Below are 23,010 nucleotides of genomic sequence, written 5' to 3'. Positions count from 1 at the left end.
GTCAATAGTAATATGATGCCAATTCCTTCAAGAAGGACCATGCGACCCGCTTTCAAGAATCTCTCTCGTAAGCTTTTTATAGGATTCGTACCACTTTTCCCACTCTTGCTTACGGGATTCCAGCGTCCTCCCATCCAGTTGCGCTTCGATGACATCCAGACATACATGCCAGCCAGCGAGGTCTTTGGGGGTATGGTCCGTGATATTCTTGATCCTCTCAAGGAAAATCAACCGGCATTCGGCAGCTGAATCTGGCGCCAATTCAAAGCGCACGCGATCCTCGCCCCATTCATATTCCAAAACTGCCAGCTCTTTGCAGTCGCTGATCACCATTTCCTCGAACGTACCATTCTGCATGTCGAATATCATGGTCCCCCCTTCCCGCAGATCTTTCACTCGCAACTCAGGAAACCATTGCGCCAGCTTATCGTTTTCCGTCAACGTGGACCACACCTGTTCTACAGGGTGTTTGAGATGGCGTTCCATACGGGCTATATAGCCGTATTCGCCTTTTTGCAGATCTGCCAACATTGTACCCCTCCTCTACCAGTTATTCTTCCACCTCCCTTGCTTATCCAAACAAGGCAAATCAGCAAACCTGGCATGTATGCCAAGCTGGCTGATCGAGTCCGGTGTTTATTTTCGGGAATCCACAAATCGATTGCCTGCTGAACCAAACCCAAAAATGAAAATCAGGATAGAGGCAGCAAGGAGGATCAGAAGCGGAGGCGTCCAGCTATCGGTCACATCATGCAGATAACCGAAAAGGGTCGGGCCGATGGCTGCCAGAAGATAGCCGACTGATTGAGCCATACCCGACAATTCCGCCGCTTGTTGTGCCGTACGTGTACGCAAGGTAAAAAACATCATCGCCAGGCTAAAAGCAAAACCCGCTCCTATCCCCAGCATCATGATCCACAACAAAATCCATTCAATGCTGCCAAAAAGAAGACCAAATGTCCCGCCTAGCAGCAAAAGGGTCGTAACATACACGAGCGGTCGTTGACTCTGCATTCTCCCCGCAATGACAGGTACGAGGAAGGTAAACGGCAGCAAGGATAGCTGCATCATCGAGAGCATCCAGCCCGAGTGGCTTTTGTCGATCCCCTGTTGCAGGAGGATTTCGGGCAGCCAAGTGATCAGGACATAAAAGATCAAAGATTGCAGCCCCATAAACATGGTTACTTGCCAGGCAAGCGGCGAACGCCACAAGTTAATTTTTTCGTTTGAGATTTGTTGATTGCTTGCGGCAATTTGCTGACGGCGGCCTTTTATCTGCGGCAGCCAGGTAAAGATGGCAATCAGGCTCAAAACACCCCAGATCCCGAGCGCGCCCTGCCAGCCCAGGCCCAGATCTACTGCTATCGGAATGCTGATTCCGGAAGCAACGGCTCCACACAGATTCATCGACATGGAGTAGATTCCGGTCATCATGCCGATTCGCTCGGGAAACTCCCTTTTAATCAGACTCGGCAACAAAACGTTTCCGGTAGCGATAGCCAATCCAATCAGCGCAGTACCGATAAACAAAGTGGCTGTTCCCGAAAGCGAACGCAGGAGAATTCCCACGCAGAGCAGGACAATTGAAACAAGCAGAACCGGTTCTACCTTGTATCGCCGCGCCAGCTTCGGTGCAAAGGGAGAAAACAACGCGAAGCAAAATAACGGCAAAGCAGTGATCATTCCGGCTACGGTATTCGAGATATGCAATTGATCCCGAATCGACCCGACGAGCGGACCTACAGAAGTAAGGGGAGCCCGAAGAATGGCCGCGATAAAAACAATACCGAGTATAAGTGCCCAAGGCGTAAAGGTGGCGCTGGATTGGGAAGACGGTTGATTTCTTTCTATGGGATTCGGTGTACTCATGATCGGCTCCTCGTATTATGACCTTGTGTCTCTTCCTTTCCTACTCACATTGCTCTTTCTGCTCTTCTCGAAAGTAATCCATATAGCGCTGAACAGCCTCTGTGGCTTTCACGGGATCTTGTTGGACAATGGCTTTTACCAGATCTCGATGCGCTTGCTGGTGGCAATCCGAGTGGCTCTTCATTTCCGTGAGATGATTGACCGATTCTTGCAAAGCCTCTGTCATATGCTCGTACAATTCGATGAACAGGCTGTTTTGCGTCGCACCTACAATGGCCTGGTGCAAAGCAATGTCTGCCTCTACATACGTCTTGATATCTTTCGCTTCGGCGGCTTTATTGCAAATATCCATATAGTGCAGCATCGCATCTACATCTTCTTGTGTTCGACGGATGGCAGCCAATCGAGCTGCTTCCTGCTCGAGGGCATACCGCACTTCCATGGTTTCCATCAGACTTGACTTTCTTATACGCCGTTGGAGAACCACGCCCAGAATACTGGCGGAGCTTACATACGTTCCATCTCCTTGTTTGGGAACCAGCAGCCCGGCGTGGACCAGGGCTCGTACAGCCTCGCGAACGGTATTTCGACTGACGCCAAGTTCAGCAACCAGCTCAGGCTCAGCCGGAATCCGAGATCCGACTGGCCACTTGCCCGATTCAATCAAGGCTTGAATTTGAAGGGCAACTTGTTCGACCAGCGTTGTTCGATTTGTTTTTTGCAGCACGGGAACGGAACACCCCCAAACATCGGATGTTTAACTGTATGGCTAGTATAAGGAACAAAAAACAAATCTGTCAATGCTCGTCGACACTTCAAACACTTTCGCAAAAATGCCCCGAAAGAGAGGCGCTTCGCAACAAAGGCTCTTCTTCCGGGGCATTGCTTTTGTCCTTGCCTTCTTCGGTCAGAGTGTCGCTTCCCACTTGGAGACTTCCTCGCGCACCCGCGGCGCCACTTCTGTCCCCAGCAAATGAATCGCCTTCATGACCAGATCATGGGGCATCGAGCCAACGGGGACATGAAGCATGAAACGTGTGATGCCCACCTTTTTTCGCAGGTGGATGATCTTGTCGGCTACTGTTTCCGGGTCGCCTACATACAGCGCTCCTTCAAAGCTGCGAGCGGCATCAAAGCTGGATCGATCGTAATGCCCCCAGCCACGCTCCCGTCCCAGCACGTTCATGGCTTGCTGCGTGGAAGGGAAAAACTCGTCCGCTGCCTTCAGGGTATCCTCTGCGACATAACCGTGCGAATGCGAGGCGACCATCAGCTTGGAAGGATCATGACCTGCCTGTGCCGCGGCTCTTTTATACAGCTCTACGATCGGTGCGAACTGAGTTGGACGGCCGCCAATAATGGCGAGAACGAGCGGCAGCCCAAGCACTCCCGCTCGTATGGCAGACTGAGGCGTTCCACCGCTGCCAATCCAAACAGGCAGCGGGTTTTGCACCGGTCTGGGGTATACCCCCAGGTTGTGAATCGCTGGCCGGTGCCCTCCTCTCCAGGTTACCTTTTCCGATTCGCGTATCTTCAACAATAGCTCCAGCTTCTCATCGAACAATTCGTCGTAATCCTGCAGATCATACCCAAACAGGGGGAAGGACTCGATAAAGGAACCTCTGCCCGCCATGATCTCGGCTCGTCCATTCGATAGGGCGTCCAGTGTAGCAAAATCCTGGAATACGCGCACCGGGTCAGCGGAGGACAACACGGTAACCGCGCTTGTCAGCCGGATCCGTTTGGTCTGCGGGGCGGCGGCAGCAAGCACAACCGCAGGAGAAGATGCCGCATAATCCTTGCGATGATGCTCACCTACCCCGAAGACATCCAATCCTACCTGATCAGCCAATACGATTTCCTCGACCACCTCGCGCAAACGCTGGGCATGACTGATCACCTCACCCGTTTTGACATCCGGTGTAGTCTCTACAAACGTACTAATTCCTATTTCCACTGACGAATCCCCCTTCTCAACTGTCTTATTATCATCCCCGTTACGGCAAAATCATTTATATCAAAAAGCAATATCTCTATTTTGAGACTTTTTCCTGCCGATTTCAAGTTTTTATCGCAAGGAACTCGTTTCGATCCCAGCATTCACACAAAAAACAGGCGACCCTTCCCTGGCAGACTGCCAAGGTTGGATCGCCTTACGGATCTGTTTTTCATAAAGGATGCTATCGTTTGCTCTGGTCAAGCTCTGCTTCGATGTAAGAGTCCTTCGAAGACTCACCCATGCGCCAGTACACGATGAGACTCACGGCGATACAAGCAGCGACATAGTAGTAGAACATAGATTCGACGCCAATGCTCTTGCACCATAACGCGATAAACTCTGCCGTACCACCGAACACGGCCACTGTGACTCCGTAAGGGAAACCAACGCCAAGCGCGCGGATTTCTGTCGGGAAGAGCTCGGCCTTCACGATTGCATTAATCGAAGTGTAGCCCGTGACAATGATGAGACCGACCATCATGAGCAAGAATGCGCCGATCGGGCTCTGTGTATTCTCCATGAACAAGAACAGCGGCACAGTCAGCAACGTTCCGAAGACACCAAAAAACATCAGCAGCGGGCGCCGTCCAATCCGGTCAGAAAGCGCACCGGCAAGCGGTTGAAGGACAACGAACACCAAGAGGGCGACAAAGTTGATCCAGCTCACAACTCCCTTGGGGAGGCCCACTGTATTCACCATGAACTTCTGCATATAGGTTGTGTACGTATAGAAAGCAACAGTTCCGCCGAGCGTCAGACCCACTACGGTCAGCACTGCCTTGGGATGCTTCATTAATGCGCGGATTGTTCCGGCGTTAGACCGGCTTTCAGATCCCATTTTTGAAAATTGCTCGGATTCATCCATCGAACGGCGCAGCCACAATACTGCCAGGGCACCTAATGCACCGATCACAAAAGGAATGCGCCATCCCCATGTCTTCATATCTGCATCAGTGAGTACTTGTTGAAGAACGATCTGAACGCCAAGTGCTGTCAGTTGCCCTCCAACCAGTGTCACGTACTGGAAGCTGGAGTAGAAGCCGCGGCGGCCGCTGCTGGCCATCTCGGACAGGTAGGTCGCAGAGGTGCCGTATTCTCCCCCGAGTGACAGCCCTTGAAGCAGTCGCGCAACAACCAGGATGATCGGAGCCATGATTCCAATCGTCTCATACCCTGGTGTACAGGCGATGATCAAAGAACCACCTGCCATGATGGTGATAGAAAGTGTCAAGGCAGCGCGACGGCCGTGGCGATCGGCGTAACGTCCGAGCAGCAAACTCCCGATCGGACGCATCAGGAAACCGACAGCGAAGACTGCTGCTGTATTCAGCAGTTGACTCGTCGGGTCTCCCGCGGGAAAGAATTCAGACGAAAAATACACGGCAAATGCTGCATATACGTACCAATCATACCATTCGATCAGGTTTCCAACCGAACCTTTAAAGATGTTTGCCGTGATGCGTCGTGTCTGTGCTCGATCATTGGACTGACTCATAGTTCATCCTCCTTTTGAATTCCTGTAGAAGGTCGATCATTCGTTCCTTCAGAAGCTTGTCCAAAACTTTGTAAGGGATTTCATTTCATCCCGTCACAAGATCGCTTTATCAATGCTTTTGATTTTACGAGGTGTGCGGATACGCATCTATTACTTCCTGCTGAGTGTTCAAAAACAGCAACCGAAATGCCTGTATTGGAATTTGAGTTGCATTGATTTATTCGTTCTCAGGGATTACCCTTACTGTTAGGAGGATGCCATGAATTTCAACATGTTAGTACAACTTTTCGGAAATATATCGGTTATCGCCATGATTTCCCTGCTGATCGGGCAATTGAATTATTTTCGCAACATCATTTATGGAAAAAACAATTGGAAACGCATCATGATTCTCTCGACCCTTTTCGGTTTCATGTCGGTCATCGGTACAGAAAACGGCATTCGGATCAATGATGCAATCGCCAATACACGGATTGTCGGGTCTCTTGTCGGCGGGCTGATCGGGGGCCCGGTGGTTGGAACGCTTGCCGGGATCATCGGAGGTATTCATCGCTATCAGATCGGCGGCTTCACCGCTTTCGCATGTGCGGCATCCACCGTATTGGTCGGTTTATTAGGCGGGATCGTCGGGACCAAGCATGATCTTTCAAAAATGAAATGGAAATACATCCTTCTCTTGGGCATTACAGCCGAATTAATCCAAAAGATCATGGTATTTCTCGTAGCCAAACCTTTTGAAGCTGCCCTTGAACTGGAAATGCAAATAGCCATACCGACGACCATCATTACCATTTTGGGGCTGTCGATTTTCACTCTTATTTTTCAGAATCTCAAAATGATGCAAGACCAATCCGGCGCTCTTGTCGCAAATCTCGCCCTTACCATCGCCAGTCGTACGCTGCCTCACCTTCGTACAGGCTTAAATAAAGACTCGGCTGAGAAAACGGCTGATATCATTTGTGAGATCACCTCGGTAGATGCCGTTGCCATCACGAATTGCGAGAAATTGCTATGCGTGAAAGGAATAGAATTGGAACAGCCTTTTCAAGGAGAAGCGCTTGCTGCACAAGTTGCGAAAGCCGTTTTTCAACAGCAAAATGTGATTTACCAAGACAAGGAGCTTGTATTTCCTCGAAATCTACCTTTTCAGTCAGTGATCGGGGCGCCCTTGTATCATCGAAATAAAATTATCGGAAGCTTGCAGTTTTATTATCGAAGCTCGTCCTTCAGAATGTCCCAGACTCATCTCAAATTGGCAGACGGCTTGGCCAATCTGCTTTCGGTTCAAATCGAGCTTGCTGAAATCGAGCATCATACGAAAATGAGGCAACAGGCAGAATTAAATGCCTTGCAAGCACAAATTAACCCGCATTTTCTTTTCAACACATTGAGCACCATTATGTCCTATTGCCGAACCGACCCCGAACAAGCCAGGAGCTTGCTTGGCAATTTAAGCGACATCTTCAGGCGAAACCTGAGGAACAAGGGGAATTTTCACAGCCTGCAGGAAGAACTGGACGGCATCAAGTCTTATTTGGAAATCGAGAAGGTCAGATTCGCAAACAGATTGACTGTTCTGATGGAGATTGATGAATCTTTGCTGCATGTGAAATTGCCTATCCTGACTTTACAGCCGATTATTGAAAACGCCATTCATCACGGGCTATCCCCCAAAATCAGTGACTGCTTGCTGACGATCCGAGTGGCGCGTTCCAGCCATAACGTGAAAATCAGCATTGAAGACAATGGAATTGGCATGTCCGAGGAGCGTTTGGCTGAAGTCCTGAATCGCCAGTCTCAAGGAATCGGACTTTCGAATGTACATCAGAGACTGCAATCCGTGTATGGGAATGAGTATGGTCTTCATCTGGAAAGCAAGTCAGGCAAGGGAACCCTCGTGACATTCGAAGCCCCCCTCCACGGACCCTGAAAGGATGTGAACCCACTTGTTCTTGAAAACCATGATTATCGATGATGAACCAGCAATATGTTCAGAATTGGAATACATGTTAAAAAAGTATATCGATATCCAAGTTGTTTCGATCCACTACAATCCCGTTGAGGCTCTTCCCCAGATTATCGAGCTAGAGCCCGACTTGCTTTTTTTAGATATTCAAATGCCTGGGATGAATGGTCTGGAGTTTGCGAAAAAGTTGAATCAACTGTCCCATCCGCCTCTGATCATTTTTTCAACTGCCTTTCATGAACATGCATTGGAAGCCTTTCATACCCCAGCTGTCTTTTACCTGACCAAACCGATTCTTGAATCCAAGCTGGACGAGGCAATCAAGAAAGTGAAGTCTCTTCAAACAAAAAAGAAAGCCACTGATCACCAACCTCCTCCCGCTTTGGAGGAATATGTATGCGTCCGAAAAGACAACAAGATTATACCGATCCAGGTAAGCCAAATTTTCTTTGCATTTGTAAAGGAAAGAGAATTATATATTGCCACTCATGGTACGATCGAAAAATGCGATCTTTCCCTCCATGAATTGGAAGCTATTTTGAATAAAACGGGCTCGTTTTTTCGCTGTCATCGAAACTATGTAATCAATTTAAAACAGATAAAAGAAATGATCCCTTGGTTCCATAATACGTATCTAATCAAGATGAACGATGGCAAGCAGACAGAAATTCCGGTAAGTAGAGGGAAGATGAAAGCATTCCGCAGTATGATGAACTTATAATTTCCAATGGAAAAGAATTATAGAGGTTACTGTCTAATGATGTTGAAATCACTCTATATGAGAAGCAAACAGTTGACCACACTCAAACACATCATTATTATCCTGCTTTTTTTCGGTCTCCTCCTTGGCTTGCGATGGGTCTGGGCCGAGAATTTTTCTTCGGCTGCATTTACCCCTGCGGTCAATGGCGTTCTTGATCTGCGCGGCTGGAAAATGGATCGAACCTCGACTGTCCCTTTGGATGGCGAATGGCAGTTTTATCCTGGAAAGCTCATCTCCCATCAGGATGTGTCATTGGAAGCTAACGATGTTCGCACGGTTCAAGTTCCGGGGGACTGGAGCGAGGCACTTTCGAAGGAGGCGGGTTCCTCATTGGGGTACGGCACCTATCGGCTGCGCATTCTTGTAGACCCTCTGGAGGAGCCTGCCGGATTCTGGTTCAAAGGAATACAAGCCTCATCCAGGGTGGAAATAAACGGGATCGCCGAGAGCAATATGGGAACCCCCGCCGAAAACGCGAATGCGTACACGCCAAAGTATGTCTCTTACACGGCTACTTACTCTGTGGAGGGCACAAAAGAAATTGAATTGCTCATCCGAGTCGCGAACTTTGAAGACCCCTACAACGGCGGTATTCTGGACTCCATTCGCTTTGGCTCCCAGGCGGCCATTGACTACGTTCGCTGGTATTCCATCGGATTCCAACTCGTTACGTTTATGGTGCTGCTGCTTCATGGTTAGTATGCTTTGATCCTGTACCTCTTTAGCCCTCGCGAACGGGCTTTGTTCATCGTCAGCCTGTTGACGCTGTTGGCTGGAGTGTATATTGTAACCCACCATGACTACCTGCTTCTGCTATGGCTGCCGATCAATTATGCATGGGCGCTGAAGATCAGGCTGCTTTCCTTCCTGTGGCAGATCTTTCTGATTCTGCTTCTGTTCAGGAGGTTCTCATCGGCTCCAGCCTGGAACAAATGGATGCGGATCTACACGGTGGCTCTTTTTGTTTACTCCGTTTTTTTATTGGTTGTAACCACTCAACCGGTACATGCGACCGTCGCGTTTGGAATCTTTGGCTTTTTCTGCTTCATATCCTTTGCCTGGTTTCTCTACGTCATTGGATCAATGATCTTCCAAAAGCAGGCGGATCACGACGTCGTCTTCTTGCTTTTGTCCGCGGCGAGTATTTTATCCAGCCTTTTCTGGAGCTTATGGAATTCGTATCAAGAGATGATATTCGTCTATTACCCGCTGGATATTATGGCTTCCATTGTCGGGTTTTCTGCATACTGGTTCAAAAAGTTCTTCCGCAATGCAAAGGAAAATGCCAAGTTGAATGAGCAGTTAAAGAAAGCTGACAAGCTGAAAGACCAATTTCTCGCCAATACCTCGCATGAACTGCGAACACCACTCCATGGCATCATGAACATCGCGGAGAGTGTCGTAACCAAAGAAAAAGAAACGATGAGTGAGCGAAGCGTCAAGGATATGGAGCTGCTAATCACGATCAGCCTTCGCATGTCTCATATGCTTGGCGATCTGCTCGATGTGGCAAGGCTCCAGGAACAGCGAATCGTGCTGGAGAAGCAGCCCCTGCAGATTCAATCGATCGTACCGGGCGTAATCGGCATGCTTCGCTTTATGACCGAAGGAAAGCCGGTCCAGATGAGGATGGATATTGCCGAGACGATGCCTCCTGTGATGGCCGACGAGAAAAGGCTCGTACAGATTCTGTACAACCTGCTGCATAACGCCCTTAAATACACGGAAAAAGGATTGATCCTTGTCTTTGCCGAGATCCGGGAAGGGCGTGCCGTCATCCATGTTTCCGACACCGGGGTCGGCATGGATGAGCAAACACAGGCGCGAGCGTTCCTGCCCTATGAGCAGGGCTCTTACGGGATCAGCGACGGCAGAGGAATTGGGCTGGGGTTGAGCATATGCAAGCAGTTGGTCGAATTGCATGGCGGTGCATTGACGGTCCAATCGGAACCAGGAAAAGGCTCCGTGTTCCGTTTCGATCTGCCGTTAGCCGGCTCGGCGATTTCGAGCTTGCCGCAGTATTCGATGCATCAGAACCAAAAGACGGATGAAGCGGAAGCTGGATTGATTTTCTCGGACAACCCGTATGGCTTTGTGCCATCCGCAGAACCCGATCCGCATCCTCTCAACGGCGAAAAAGTATCGATCCTAGCTGTCGACGACGACCCCGTCAACCTGAATGTGCTGGTTGGAATCCTCTCTACCGAGCCGTATAGCGTTACGATCGCTCAATCTGCTCAAGAGGCATTGGAGCTTCTCCCGACACAGCAATGGGATCTATTGATTGCTGATGTCATGATGCCGCAGATGTCCGGATACGAATTGACGCAAAAGGTAAGGGAGCATTACTCCTTGTCGGAGCTCCCCATATTGCTGTTGACTGCGCGCAGCCAGCCTGCTGATATCTATACGGGTTTCTTGTCGGGCACCAACGACTATGTCACCAAGCCTGTAGATGCTTTGGAGCTCAAGTACCGCATACGAGCGTTAATCACGCTGAAGCAATCCATCACTGAACGCTTACGGATGGAAGCTGCTTATTTGCAGGCTCAAATTCATCCTCATTTTCTTTTCAATACGCTGAATTCCATACTGGCATTAAGCGATATCGATACGAAAAAAATGCGTGAGCTGGGCGATGCGTTTGCTTCCTATTTGCGGATCAGCTTTGATTTTCTGAATACGAAGGAACTGGTAGAGCTATCCCATGAACTGGAACTGATCGAAACCTATCTGTATGTGGAAAAAGAACGGTTTGAGGATCGCTTGTCTGTCGTATGGGAGATTGATTCCGACATCGACTTGCTGCTCCCCCCGCTGACAATCCAACCACTGGTGGAAAATGCAGTCCGACACGGTCTCCTCAAGCAATCGAGAGGCGGCACGGTTCATATCCGCATCGTCCGGCAGGATTGCTCCACGCTTGTGGAAGTCATCGATGATGGCAAAGGGATGGAACAAGAGAATGCAATTGTTGAGCCCACCCTGGGATAAAAAGGGCGGAATCGGTCTTTCCAATACAAATCGCAGGTTGACGCAAATGTACGGGCAAGGGCTGTCGATACGCAGCAAGCCGAATGAAGGGACAACCGTGTCGTTTGTAATACCGGATCGATAAAGCGTTGAGGGTGGGGCATATGGCCTCACCCTTTTCGTGTAGGAACGGGTTCAGAATCGGGGAAAAACGTTTTGTCTTTGATCCTGCTACTGAACGACGTCCCAGGACCCTTCCCGTTCGTGCCGGCATTTACCTCGACGTAGAACGCGACGTCCCGCATGTCTTTTCAGCTTTCACGGTAATATAATTTAAATCCATGCACCCGCGTAGGATGCGACGAAGATCTCCTTGAGAAAAGTCATCGGCTCGCAGATTTCAATCCACGCATCCGCGTAGGATGCGACTTTGCTTGGATCTACAGGTAGTAAATGTGGAGCGTATTTCAATCCACGCATCCGCGTAGGATGCGACTTAATGTCCAATACCGTAAATTCGGCGTCATCTTATTTCAATCCACGCATCCGCGTAGGATGCGACTTAGCATCGTGTTGGTGATGTCAACGACTCCCGATTTCAATCCACGCATCCGCGTAGGATGCGACGATGGATGCGTCAGGCTTGCCGGACTCGTAGGAAGATTTCAATCCACGCATCCGCGTAGGATGCGACAACAAATGACTGATGCGCCAAGGGAAAATAGAGCATTTCAATCCACGCATCCGCGTAGGATGCGACAATTTTCGATGGTCGAGATTTCTTCTTCAGTTTTATTTCAATCCACGCATCCGCGTAGGATGCGACTGCGGAGTAGTCTCCTTTTTCTTTTCCCATCGCATTTCAATCCACGCATCCGCGTAGGATGCGACACATTAGCCCCATGTCCTACTGCCGGCGCCAATTATTTCAATCCACGCATCCGCGTAGGATGCGACATGGCCGGTTCTGGCGGGCCTCCTCCGTTTTGGATTTCAATCCACGCATCCGCGTAGGATGCGACCGCGACATGGAACTCTCGAAATCCGCCGCCGTTTTATTTCAATCCACGCATCCGCGTAGGATGCGACTTCGAATTCATCGTTAGTCATAGCTTTAATTTTATTTCAATCCACGCATCCGCGTAGGATGCGACGCCTTGTAGGGTGATTGCCTTGGCTGCTATCGCTTATTTCAATCCACGCATCCGCGTAGGATGCGACTTGCCTTTGTACCCTCATTCAAGCGATACAGCAATTTCAATCCACGCATCCGCGTAGGATGCGACACCGTAATTTCCAGGATCAATCGAGAGCTTGAGATTTCAATCCACGCATCCGCGTAGGATGCGACGATATACGCCTTACGCAGCCTTGGAATCACCAATATTTCAATCCACGCATCCGCGTAGGATGCGACGTAAATTGCTTGGATGCTAAGAATTGATCCTTGGTATTTCAATCCACGCATCCGCGTAGGATGCGACCTGATGGTGTATTGCCACGTCTTGCCACGCTTTTGATTTCAATCCACGCATCCGCGTAGGATGCGACTCACCGGACGCGACCGGGATAACAAGCGAAGATATTTCAATCCACGCATCCGCGTAGGATGCGACCCAAGGGACTGGATCCACTTGACGGAGCTTGCCATTTCAATCCACGCATCCGCGTAGGATGCGACGGATAAATTGGACAAAGTTTCACCAAAATAGGAATTTCAATCCACGCATCCGCGTAGGATGCGACAACAGATCGAACGGGCATTGGAGTACTCACTGGATATTTCAATCCACGCATCCGCGTAGGATGCGACTACTTTCTGTTCGAATTCATCAATAGTTCCGAAATTTCAATCCACGCATCCGCGTAGGATGCGACGACTTGCCCGTACCAGCTTCATAACTGCTTTCAAATTTCAATCCACGCATCCGCGTAGGATGCGACCCAAAAGCGCGTACTGACAGCAAGCCGGATTACTATTTCAATCCACGCATCCGCGTAGGATGCGACCGGCAGAAGGCGCTCCCGCTTGGAAGCGTACTGAATTTCAATCCACGCATCCGCGTAGGATGCGACTTTCCAGATGTGTAACCCGAAGGCGGCAGTAAGATTTCAATCCACGCATCCGCGTAGGATGCGACCCGATCCGAAATGGAAAGCATCCACACCTTACGGATTTCAATCCACGCATCCGCGTAGGATGCGACTGTCGAGGTAAACGGACGAAAATTCAGAGTTAAATTTCAATCCACGCATCCGCGTAGGATGCGACGCCGCCGGGATGCATCTGAGTTGATCAGCTTGGACATTTCAATCCACGCATCCGCGTAGGATGCGACTTTCGTAGTTCATGATGGTCTGGCTGACCCCGTATTTCAATCCACGCATCCGCGTAGGATGCGACCGAGCAGACAACTACCTGACCATTACATTCAAGGATTTCAATCCACGCATCCGCGTAGGATGCGACGTAGGAGTCGGCCGCCGTTTCCGTAATGTCGGTCATTTCAATCCACGCATCCGCGTAGGATGCGACTGCCACCGTCATGCTCGCCAATGCGAATTTGCCCATTTCAATCCACGCATCCGCGTAGGATGCGACGTCAACGCCAAAACCGGATACGTCGTGGATTGCCGATTTCAATCCACGCATCCGCGTAGGATGCGACGGTCCTGTTCGGATGCGTCCGCCTCTTGGTCGAAGACATTTCAATCCACGCATCCGCGTAGGATGCGACCATGCAATCGTCGGGTAAACGGGCTCGTACGGCTCATTTCAATCCACGCATCCGCGTAGGATGCGACGCAGGATATGGCGTATAAGGTTATCTCGGGAGCGGATTTCAATCCACGCATCCGCGTAGGATGCGACCTTGAGACGGACTTTGCCGTTGTCGACTTCGTAATTTCAATCCACGCATCCGCGTAGGATGCGACCGCACCCGGTACGCCCGCGTCGACATCGTAGAGGATTTCAATCCACGCATCCGCGTAGGATGCGACGCCTACGTTCCAGGAGATTACGAAGATGCTCGCGAATTTCAATCCACGCATCCGCGTAGGATGCGACATTCGGACAGCTCGGTGGTAAGATTCATGTTCAAATTTCAATCCACGCATCCGCGTAGGATGCGACTGGAGGATTTCCGTGTCAGGCTTTCTCAGTTGCTGATTTCAATCCACGCATCCGCGTAGGATGCGACAGCGATTTTTTAAACAAAACACACCTAAAGTTCCATATTTGTAATCAAAGCGCACTTAAATCAGACAAAATTTGGATATATATGTAAAAAACTATAAAAAAGAGAACAATTAAGCGCGTTTTCCAGGTGCGAATGTCCCAGCGAAATCATGTACGCTATACATTCGCACCTCTGGTTCGCACTACAAAACTAATGGACCTTCCAAATCTATAGACTCTTTCGCTCCCACATGTTCAACCTTGTTCTTATAATTATTGCCCAACTGATAAAACCTGAGGCTATCCTGCTGTTGATCAATTACCTCGAGAAGCTTTAGCTTTAAAATAGCAAACTGAGTGGAGTCAACAACACACTCAAATACGGAGTTTTGGACACGTTGCCCATAGTTTTGGCATATCTTGGCCACTCTGCGAAGCCTTCTTTGTCCTTCACCTCTCGTCGTGCTTACATCATACGTAATCAATACTAGCACTTCTTCATTCACCTACTTCCACAAGAAGGGTGGGTACTCATCTAGATCATTACGTAAATATCGGGCTAACAATAAAGCCTGCGCATGCGGGACTAGCCCCCAGGAGATCTTCTCTCCAAGATAAGGATGCGTAATTTTTTCCTGTTTTTTATTTTGCCATGCGGTCAGGAATCTCTTCCTTCCCTCATCTTTCATAATAACAGCACCGTTCCCTTTTTCGAAAAAGTCCTCCTTGCTCATAATCTTCTTGTTTATCAATGACAGCACAAACCTATCAGCAAATACCCCACGTAACTCTTCCATCACATCCAGCGCTAAAGAGGCTCGTCCCGGCCGATCTCTGTGCAAAAAACCGACATACGCATCCAACCCTACCCCTTCCAGTGCAGAGGAGACATCGTGCGCCAAGAGGGAATAGGCAAATGACAGCATCGCATTTACGTTATCCATCGGCGGTCTGCGGGAGCGCGAGTGAAAATAAAAGTCCTCCTTCTGCTGTAGGATCATAGAGTCGAATACCCTGTTGTAACTAATAGCCGCTTGTCCTTCCAGCCCCCGCAATCTCTCAAGATCTTCACATTCCCTCACATCTAAAAGTAAAGCTGACAGCTGTTGCGATACCGTTTTGAATTGTGGGACATCAATACGTAAAGCGTAGTCCCGTGTCATTCTTTCGATCATCCATTTATGGTTATAAATCTTACCCACAATAAAATTCCGTGCAATCTTTGCCGAAAGGACCAGATCCTCCGAGGCCATATACTGTCGTTTCCGCAGGACAACATTGCCTTTGCTTTCCCCGATGACCCTGGCGAGGTATCTTCCGCTGGCGGTGAAGAATGCCAATGAAATATTTCGCTCCGCACAATACCCCATTAGTGCCGGACTAGCACCTGTGTATCCAAAGGAGACGATAGATTCCAGGTTATGAAGCGGCAATCTGGCCAGCTTTTCTTGCTCCTTCAAAAGGACAATATTATCTCCGTCTAAGGATAAATAAACATCTGATTGTGTGATATAGAGGGTGTTGAGCAGCCTTTTCATTCTTTGATTTTCCCTTCAACGTAACTTTTTACAGTCCGTTTATTCATGAGTTCCGGTAGACAAATATTTTGAAGAGAACAGCTTCGGCAAAATGCCCCCGTCTTGACTTTTGGAGTATGCCTACCACTATAGAATTCTTGCATTTCAGCCACGACCAAGCTCACTTTTTGTTTGATCGTTTCAGTTAGCGGAACCTCTACCCTGTGTTTAATCTCATTGTAGAAAAGGTATCCCTTGTCGATATCACACAACAGCATTTCCTCCAGGCAGATCGCTTGAGCAGCTAATTGCAAAACATCTTCATCGCCCGTTTTCGGCTTTCCACGCTTATATTCAACCGGATAAGCGAGATACCTCCCCTCCACACCGCTAATTTCAACACCATTGTCGTTCCTGATAAACTCGACGACATCACATACTCCTGTTATCTTTAGATTTTCGGACTTGACGGGCATTGCACGAACGATGACCTTGTCGCCACGTTTTTCTTTCGTAAACGGTTGATCGACATTCCTGTGAAGATGTTCTCCTTCAACGGTTCTTACGTTTTCTTCCCATTGTTGTTCGATGTGAATAAACGCCCACTGCCGTTTGCAAAATTGAAAATGCTGGATGCCTGACAAGAGTAAGTAATGCTCATCCTCATTATATTCCATGAATCTGCTCCACCTCTAAACCCTCCAAGGGTTGAACAGTAAACTTATAATCCTCGATTGATTTGGGTTGATCCACAAGTCTTTCAACCTTTACTGAACGATGTACCTTCGCAGAAGAATATTGACCTAGCTTGGAGCTGTGTTCCCACCAATACACCTTATGGACCTCCATGCTTCCCTCAGGTCTTGCAGAAGACGCATCATTTTCAAACAACGTGACAAGAGCATGTTGCAACTTCTTCGCATCTTCGTTGGTAAACCCGGTTTTCTCAGCAAGTTGCGTATTGATGCTCCCGTAAAACATATAAACACCAAAATCGACACGATGCTTCATCCCCATGGTATCTGAACCTCTAGAAACGCCTGGCTCTGTGTTTACACTTTTTGTAATTTGAATGCTTGAAATATCGATGGGGTCTAAGCTGGTTGCAGGATGAATGGATACGGGACCTCTAATTCCGACAGATACGCCCCCCTTATCCCCTTTAAATGCAAAGACTTGGCCAAAGCTACGGACATCCAGCCATTCCTGGCAGGCAATGCGGGCAAATTCGTCATTCGATACCGTTTTTGATTTCAAGATCTTTTCCAATTCCACATTCGAATCAGCACGCTCTCTCAAGCTTCCATAGGAATCCGATTTGCGATCATTGGATTGCACAAAAATAGATTCTCCGAGATCTTGAAGACGATTTCGAATTTTCCGCTTCAAGGCAACATCGGAAATTTCCCCGTAACCGTCAAAGTTTTGCCTTGGTCGATTGCCATTTAACGGGTCTCCGTTCGGGTTCGCCTTAGTCACAGATAACACAACAGCAAAGTCAATTTTATGATCGAGTGTATTCATTTTGATCTTCCCCTTCTATTTTGGTGTATCTTCTGTGTCGCCATTGCCCTTATTATTGTAAATTGCATGTCTCTGACTATAAAAACCTAACAGATACAAACCTGATAGTGGTTTGTTGTTAAATTGGTCCACCGGAATTCGTGAACCTATATCATCAATAATTTTATTGAGGTCGGATGCCTTCTTGCCAAGCCTTAATTGATACGGCTGTAAGCAGGATTGGATGGTCTTCCAGGTCCTCTCTGGATGCCGGGAGAACGCATTCATATAACGAATTGCATTGGTGGCTCGAAGTTCCTCTTTACCAAGGGCACGTCTTTCTAAAACATCCGCCACCGCCAACAATCTCCCAAATAAATAGTCTCGTTCAGTATTGCTTTCATCCAATGCCACACTTATTCCCTCCTTTTTATTAATCAGAGCGCATGTAATACTCATTGTCTTTTCCCATTCCCATTTCTCCATCGATACTGGATTGGATGCTCGGCGTTGGGCACTTTCAGTAATATCTCGTGGAATGTCTCGTCCATCTATAATGCAAGGAAGCATGCGCTCCATTAACCCTTTGACAATCTTGTCGCTGGCGTTTGGTCCATAGGCTGCAAAAGCGATGTCTTTCGTTGCGGGCGCCCCATAAAATTGCACGATATTCCCATTCTCATCCTTTTGGTATCGATGCAACCACACGCAAGTGGAGTGCCACTGGATCAGCTTACTAAAGTAGTGCTCCTGATCCATATTGCGGTAATACAGTACAGCCATTCGGCCGGTGGTCGCTGAATCCAGAACCATAATATTCACCCTGGAAGAAGGCGAAAGCTGGTTTCTGTACCCATCCAAAGCTTTGGAGACTTCCTTGGCGATCTCCTCATTGGTAAATGATGCTCTCCTTGGGGCAACAACAGGCGTCGGATCAATGGACAAAAAATCATCTGTGACTCCTGGTACCTCCTTGCCTTCATTGCTCCAGACGAGAAAGACTCTCTGATCAATAACCTTCCCCTGATGATGGATGAGCCATTTCAATGCATTATGGGCTTTCTGGGATACCTCATAGCTGATACGGGCTGCGTCCCGACTTTCCTGAAACCTTCCGCGGAACGTAAATCCACTTGAATCATTAGCTGATATCAATTTCGCTTTGTCCGCCGGATTTCTAATTTTGTTTGCATGCTTGTCGGTTGCCGGGAGAATTTTTCCTGTTACATAGCAAAGATCCTCGTCTGCTAACTGCTCGTTGTAATAACGAATAAACGAATCATACATCTCCGGATCCTTCCACACCTTTTGCAGTATCACATCAGCGGAACGAACATTGAACCTGACAAAGGCACTTGTTTGGTCACCAGCGACGGCGGAAAAGATCTGTGGCTTGGTGCCAGTCTTGTCCCATTTTTCCAAAAGCTTATTATGTTCATCCACAAACAACACTCCGTCATTTACCAAGTCCTCGATAAGCCTGCCTTTGCTCAAGTAACGATAGATACTCTTCAACTTGGGGACAGTGTAAGGGGAATTTGCCCATTCTTCCAGTTGTTTGATGTAGTAGGAAAATGGTTCTTCCTTCTTGATTTCCCCTCCAAAGGCGACGAAATCTCCCGCCACATAGCTTAGCTTGTCATGTAAAGGATAAGGCGCAATTTTGGAACCCGAACGACTTGCTGAGTCTTCGGTGCACGGAATCAACGTATTGGCATCGCTTTTGTCAACGACTGAGCCAGAGTGATACTCCCCATCCTCTGTTATTTCCACTTCGATGTGGGCGTTTTGTGTGGTATGAGAGATCGGCAGCAAGGTATACTCTTGTTCGTTATGTTTCTTCTCGGTCTCGCCTACCCGGTCCAAGTTAGACTCGTATGTTTCGTACAGATTTAGCAGCCAACTCATGGATTTCCCCCCACTGCAAGCTGTGCATACAGTTCTTCTGCGGAACTGACATTAGCGTCGTCAAACCGCTTAGGTGTCATGTCCATAATCGTCCTTACCTGTGTGCATTGTTCTGGTCTGATAAATTCAATATAGCCATCCTTCATTACAGGACTCCACAAGCGAACCTCCAATTGGTTCCGGCCTGTTTCATCCGGATAATTGATGCCGTGGATCATGTTGCCAAGATGAAGATCGCCGCCGTAATTGTCGTAAAAACCATCCCCTTCTCCAAACACGCATGGCTCGACATATGCTTGACATTCCCTCGCCCCGAGAAAGATGTCTCTTCTTCCACCTGCCCGCAGAGAGCGCTTCAGGATGTTGTGGTGCTTATTCTCGTTGCGATCATAGGCCAAATCCGGACGGTTCATGTTGAATTCAAAATGCGCGCGGACCTGATAGCAGACATCTCTCAGATATGTATAGTTGGCCAGTGTATTGCCTCCACCATATTCCAACGGACGAATCCCCTTTGATTCCATTCGGATCGGCTTCATGACACGTACTGCATCTACGACCATGATCAGCGTCGGCTTCCAATAAATCGATTCCACAATACCCTTTAGAGCTTGATAGGTTGGGACTTGATAGGAGAGTTTCTCTCCTCCGAGCTTTGTTAACGGGTCGGTAAACAACGCATAGTCACCGTAGACCATAAACTCGATAGCGTTTCGCATGGTCACACCTCCTCATAATGTTAGAGTTTCTCCCTGATCCCCGATTGATTTCTATAAACAATTGGGTAGGGGAGGAAGAGAAAAGTTTTGTGTCAATATATGAGCTTGACCCCAAACTTTTCTCTTCCTGCTTGTCCACGTGGTTTAAGGAAAGGCTCGGTGTACCCTACCATTACTGATATTAATCATTCGCAGTTGATTCTTTTTTCTCTGGCTTCTAAAAGCTTTATCATTCTTGATTCCCCTGTGATACAACCCTGTATCTTGACATGACGTCTTGTCCTTCTTCCCTATAGCGAGCGTTTGTAAATTTAACCTCAATACTATACGATCTTGTCACCCTATTTTTGTTTCCAATTCCTTTTGGCTCTTTGGTTAAGAGTTGCTTAAATTTGATAGAAAAACATTTCTGTTGCACTATATTTCCCCCTTATTATTCTGACCTGTACCCATTCCATAATGTTTAGACTTTCATAGCAACCACCACCAAACCTTACATTTCCATTATTTACATTGTATGCGCAAACAAATAGTAATTCAACAAAATTTCTTGAATTATATATTATATGAACTTGTTATAAATTTCTGATTGCGCATGGTATAATAAATTGTCGCCAAAGGCGTGGATTGAAAAATATAGTATATAATTCGGGAGAACCTATCTAGAATGAGGATAGGTTCTCATCATCCTCAAATTAATAAATCCTCTAATTCGCTATTGTTCTCCAAATCAACCCCAAACTCTTTATTATAAGCCGTCTCCGCCAATGCCCAAACCTTCCCACCCAGCAACGGTACCAGTCCGCCATTCTGTGCCAATTGGTCTCGTTCATAACGCAATAAATTGATCGTGTATTGCTGAGCTTTTCTCAATAAGCCAGAAAGATTCTCGATTGTTCCACTGCCATTTAACTGGGCGATTATCTCTTTCCCCTCCTCGTAAGGAACAATCACTGCTGTGGTATGATCGTCAATCACTTGAAAATAATCTGCAGCGGTTCTGTAACTGTTCGCAATATACAAAGGGAGGTGTTTCTTCCAACGGTCCTTGTAAGCCAAATAGTATGAGTTAATAGTCTTGTCCGACATCAACAACTCAATCATCTCTTTTTTCAATTTCGGGATGAAATAGTTTAAACTCTTATCCAGGTCTCCATAAAACTCCTGAAAATAGCGATCCATAGCCCGAACAGACAAAAGATTACCGCCATGATGCTTCGGATTGGCTTTCAGATCAATAAGGATTTTCTTGGAGATTTTTTTTCCTACCTTGATTTCCGGTAAATGATCCAGATTCTCCTCGACGTGATCAATCACATACACTTGTTGAATTTCTCTCTTCCCGTGCCGGTTGCATCGACCGGCAGCCTGCGCAATCGAATCAAGTCCAGCCAAGGAGCGAATCACGCAATCAAAACTGACATCTACCCCCGCTTCAATCAATTGCGTGCTGAAGCAAATCACTTTCTCTCCATGTTTCAGATGATTCCGTACCTTTTTCAAAATGGCATTCCGATGGGAAGCGCACATGGAAGTGCTCAGATGGTAGAGCGGCACTTCACTCGATTCCCATTCGCAATATAAATTTTTGACAACTGTTTTCGTATTCAAAACAACCAGTATACTTTGGACCTCATCCAGCTTTTCACGAATAAATTGAGTCAGTTTTTCATTATCAAACAGCTCATCCGTTGCCTTGTCTACAATTTCCACCCTTTTAAACGCATCTATGACCTGACTCAGGTCTTGAATAATTTCCGCATCCGGATTGATATCTAACTGATGTTTCACTCGAGACAAAGCTGGCTGAGTCGCTGTGCAAAGAATCAGACTGGAACGACCGTATGTTTTCAGGAAATTAAGCGCATGGTTAAATAACGATACACATGAGACAGGAACCTTTTGCACCTCATCAAAAATAATCACCGATTCACACAGATTATGAAGCCTACGAATATTCCTGCTTCCTCTGGCATAGAACACATTCAAAAACTGCACCATGGTTGTGAAAATAATTGGAGAATCCCAGTTATCCTTAGCCAGCTTTAACTTTTGGCGGGTATTGATCATCCCGGACTGATCTTCATCGTCATCCTGCTCATCATCAATCACATTGGAGTGATGCTCGAGAATGTTTCCATCGTCCTTCAAGATGTTGCGCACTTCTGCGGCGTTTTGCTCAATGATGGTTGTAAACGGGACAACATAAATGACGTGTTTCTTCCCTTCTCGGCTGGCATGCTTGAGGGCGTAACGCAGACTTGCCAACGTCTTTCCCCCGCCGGTAGGGATTGAAAGCGTATAAATGCCTGAAGGTTTTTCAGCAAATTTGTCACACTCATCTGACATTTTTCTTCTTAGTATATTGATTGGTGTGTCGGCATCTGACTCTTCTTGAAAGGCACGTATCTTGTCCATCAGCTTTTTATAGTAGGTTTCAAATAAATCTTTGCGGCACTGCTCCGGTTCTTCACTTCTGTTTTCTTCAAATAATCTGGTATTCGTCCGATCTGCATCAATCAAGGCACTAAAAATATACTTGGTCAGGAGCATCAGCTTGCTCTCGCCATTTGCGGCAAAGGGTTTGCTTAGAAATTCCTCCAGTTCTTCTACTGCTCGTGATACATACTGCTGAAATTTTTCTTCACAAATGACATAAGTAAAAAAATTCTCCATCGACCGCTCATATTCTGGTAATTCCCGCTCCTCTACACGACGAAGGTAAGGGGACTCCTGATCAGAGTTGAGAAAATCATGGAGATAAGAGTGATGGGAAATAACGGCGTTTCCTACCACCTCCGCCAAAATCCACCCTCCTCTGGACGGAACTCCCGTATGATACTTCTGGTACAATAACCGTCCGCCCGAAGTAGAATGATCAACACTTCCCCGTTTCGGCGGATTTTCCGGATTTTGTACAGCTTCAATGATGTAGTTTTTAAACTGATGCGTAAATTTGCCCATATCATGAAGCATGCCTGCCAGACCCGCTATATGCTTGACTCCAATCTTGTCCCCAATCGTTTCTGCCAATGCCTTGACCCCGAGCAAATGCTCTTCCACGCTTTGAATTTGCTTATCACTTTCACGAATATGTGCGATGAATACCATATTTAC

General features: G+C 47.6%; 14 protein-coding genes, 1 pseudogene and 1 CRISPR repeat array. Of the genes and pseudogenes, 3 read left to right on the top strand and 12 right to left on the bottom strand.

Going from position 1 to position 23,010, the window contains the following annotated elements; translation table 11 throughout:
* Positions 1–27: 27 nt before the first annotated feature.
* From EDM58_RS05680 to EDM58_RS05660, 5 genes are all read right to left on the bottom strand, one after another.
* Positions 28–531 carry an SRPBCC family protein gene (locus tag EDM58_RS05680; RefSeq protein WP_122912497.1) on the bottom strand — a complete coding sequence of 168 codons (504 nt, stop codon included), beginning with the start codon at positions 529–531 and terminating at the stop codon, positions 28–30.
* A gap of 105 nt (positions 532–636) precedes the next feature.
* Positions 637–1,869: a CynX/NimT family MFS transporter gene (locus EDM58_RS05675; RefSeq protein WP_122912496.1), complete on the bottom strand. Its 1,233-nt coding sequence runs from the start codon at positions 1,867–1,869 to the stop codon at positions 637–639.
* A gap of 40 nt (positions 1,870–1,909) precedes the next feature.
* Positions 1,910–2,596: a FadR/GntR family transcriptional regulator gene (locus EDM58_RS05670; RefSeq protein ID WP_122912495.1), complete on the bottom strand. Its 687-nt coding sequence runs from the start codon at positions 2,594–2,596 to the stop codon at positions 1,910–1,912.
* A 180-nt stretch (positions 2,597–2,776) separates the two neighbouring features.
* Complete coding sequence (locus tag EDM58_RS05665; protein ID WP_023559139.1) at positions 2,777–3,826, bottom strand: LLM class flavin-dependent oxidoreductase; 1,050 nt, start codon at positions 3,824–3,826, stop codon at positions 2,777–2,779.
* A 223-nt stretch (positions 3,827–4,049) separates the two neighbouring features.
* Entirely contained in the window at positions 4,050–5,363 is a 1,314-nt protein-coding gene (locus EDM58_RS05660) for an MFS transporter (protein WP_122912494.1), read from the bottom strand.
* Positions 5,364–5,622: 259 nt separating this feature from the next.
* Here EDM58_RS05660 and EDM58_RS05655 point away from each other — a divergent pair, with 259 nt between their 5' ends.
* The 3 genes and pseudogenes from EDM58_RS05655 (at position 5,623) to EDM58_RS05645 (ending at position 11,210) form a co-directional block, all read left to right on the top strand.
* Positions 5,623–7,293 (top strand): LytS/YhcK type 5TM receptor domain-containing protein, encoded by a 1,671-nt coding sequence (locus EDM58_RS05655; protein ID WP_122912493.1) that lies wholly within the window; start codon positions 5,623–5,625, stop codon positions 7,291–7,293.
* A gap of 16 nt (positions 7,294–7,309) precedes the next feature.
* Entirely contained in the window at positions 7,310–8,050 is a 741-nt protein-coding gene (locus EDM58_RS05650) for a LytR/AlgR family response regulator transcription factor (protein WP_122912492.1), read from the top strand.
* Positions 8,051–8,107: 57 nt separating this feature from the next.
* Positions 8,108–11,210 (top strand): annotated as a pseudogene (locus tag EDM58_RS05645) (hybrid sensor histidine kinase/response regulator).
* A 186-nt stretch (positions 11,211–11,396) separates the two neighbouring features.
* Positions 11,397–14,268: a CRISPR direct-repeat array (repeat unit 32 nt; unit sequence ATTTCAATCCACGCATCCGCGTAGGATGCGAC).
* 181 nt (positions 14,269–14,449) lie between these two features.
* Here the strand turns inward: EDM58_RS05645 and cas2 are convergent.
* The 7 genes from cas2 to cas3 form a co-directional block, all read right to left on the bottom strand.
* Complete coding sequence (gene cas2, locus EDM58_RS05640) at positions 14,450–14,740, bottom strand: CRISPR-associated endonuclease Cas2 (protein WP_023559136.1); 291 nt, start codon at positions 14,738–14,740, stop codon at positions 14,450–14,452.
* Between the two features lie 12 nt (positions 14,741–14,752).
* Positions 14,753–15,784, bottom strand: a complete 1,032-nt coding sequence (gene cas1c / locus EDM58_RS05635; RefSeq protein WP_122912491.1) for a type I-C CRISPR-associated endonuclease Cas1c — start codon at positions 15,782–15,784, stop codon at positions 14,753–14,755.
* Positions 15,781–16,440 (bottom strand): CRISPR-associated protein Cas4, encoded by a 660-nt coding sequence (gene cas4 / locus EDM58_RS05630; RefSeq protein WP_023559134.1) that lies wholly within the window; start codon positions 16,438–16,440, stop codon positions 15,781–15,783. The genes cas1c and cas4 overlap by 4 nt, the downstream gene beginning before the upstream one ends.
* Entirely contained in the window at positions 16,430–17,287 is an 858-nt protein-coding gene (gene cas7c / locus EDM58_RS05625) for a type I-C CRISPR-associated protein Cas7/Csd2 (protein WP_122912490.1), read from the bottom strand. The genes cas4 and cas7c overlap by 11 nt, the downstream gene beginning before the upstream one ends.
* Before the next feature lie 15 nt (positions 17,288–17,302).
* The gene (gene cas8c, locus EDM58_RS05620; protein WP_122912489.1) at positions 17,303–19,174 is read right to left on the bottom strand and encodes a type I-C CRISPR-associated protein Cas8c/Csd1; all 1,872 of its coding nucleotides are present in this window, start codon (positions 19,172–19,174) and stop codon (positions 17,303–17,305) included.
* Positions 19,171–19,893 carry a type I-C CRISPR-associated protein Cas5c gene (gene cas5c / locus EDM58_RS05615; protein WP_023559131.1) on the bottom strand — a complete coding sequence of 241 codons (723 nt, stop codon included), beginning with the start codon at positions 19,891–19,893 and terminating at the stop codon, positions 19,171–19,173. The genes cas8c and cas5c overlap by 4 nt, the downstream gene beginning before the upstream one ends.
* A gap of 690 nt (positions 19,894–20,583) precedes the next feature.
* Complete coding sequence (gene cas3, locus EDM58_RS05605) at positions 20,584–23,004, bottom strand: CRISPR-associated helicase Cas3' (RefSeq protein ID WP_122912487.1); 2,421 nt, start codon at positions 23,002–23,004, stop codon at positions 20,584–20,586.
* Positions 23,005–23,010: the final 6 nt, after the last annotated feature.

Origin of the sequence: Brevibacillus panacihumi (genome assembly GCF_003710985.1) — a bacterium.
Taxonomy (GTDB): domain Bacteria; phylum Bacillota; class Bacilli; order Brevibacillales; family Brevibacillaceae; genus Brevibacillus; species Brevibacillus panacihumi.
The sequence above is the reverse complement of the archived record's forward strand: the minus strand, read 5'-3'. Positions and strand labels throughout refer to the sequence as shown.

Bases quoted from the DNA above. Each gene is read 5' to 3' on its own strand.
- cas7c (WP_122912490.1), bottom strand. From the start codon at position 17,287: ATGAATACACTCGATCATAAAATTGACTTTGCTGTTGTGTTATCTGTG.
- EDM58_RS05660 (WP_122912494.1), bottom strand. From the start codon at position 5,363: ATGAGTCAGTCCAATGATCGAGCACAGACACGACGCATCACGGCAAAC.
- cas1c (WP_122912491.1), bottom strand. From the start codon at position 15,784: ATGAAAAGGCTGCTCAACACCCTCTATATCACACAATCAGATGTTTAT.
- cas5c (WP_023559131.1), bottom strand. From the start codon at position 19,893: ATGCGAAACGCTATCGAGTTTATGGTCTACGGTGACTATGCGTTGTTT.
- cas4 (WP_023559134.1), bottom strand. From the start codon at position 16,440: ATGGAATATAATGAGGATGAGCATTACTTACTCTTGTCAGGCATCCAG.
- cas8c (WP_122912489.1), bottom strand. From the start codon at position 19,174: ATGAGTTGGCTGCTAAATCTGTACGAAACATACGAGTCTAACTTGGAC.
- EDM58_RS05675 (WP_122912496.1), bottom strand. From the start codon at position 1,869: ATGAGTACACCGAATCCCATAGAAAGAAATCAACCGTCTTCCCAATCC.
- EDM58_RS05680 (WP_122912497.1), bottom strand. From the start codon at position 531: ATGTTGGCAGATCTGCAAAAAGGCGAATACGGCTATATAGCCCGTATG.
- EDM58_RS05655 (WP_122912493.1), top strand. From the start codon at position 5,623: ATGAATTTCAACATGTTAGTACAACTTTTCGGAAATATATCGGTTATC.
- cas3 (WP_122912487.1), bottom strand. From the start codon at position 23,004: ATGGTATTCATCGCACATATTCGTGAAAGTGATAAGCAAATTCAAAGC.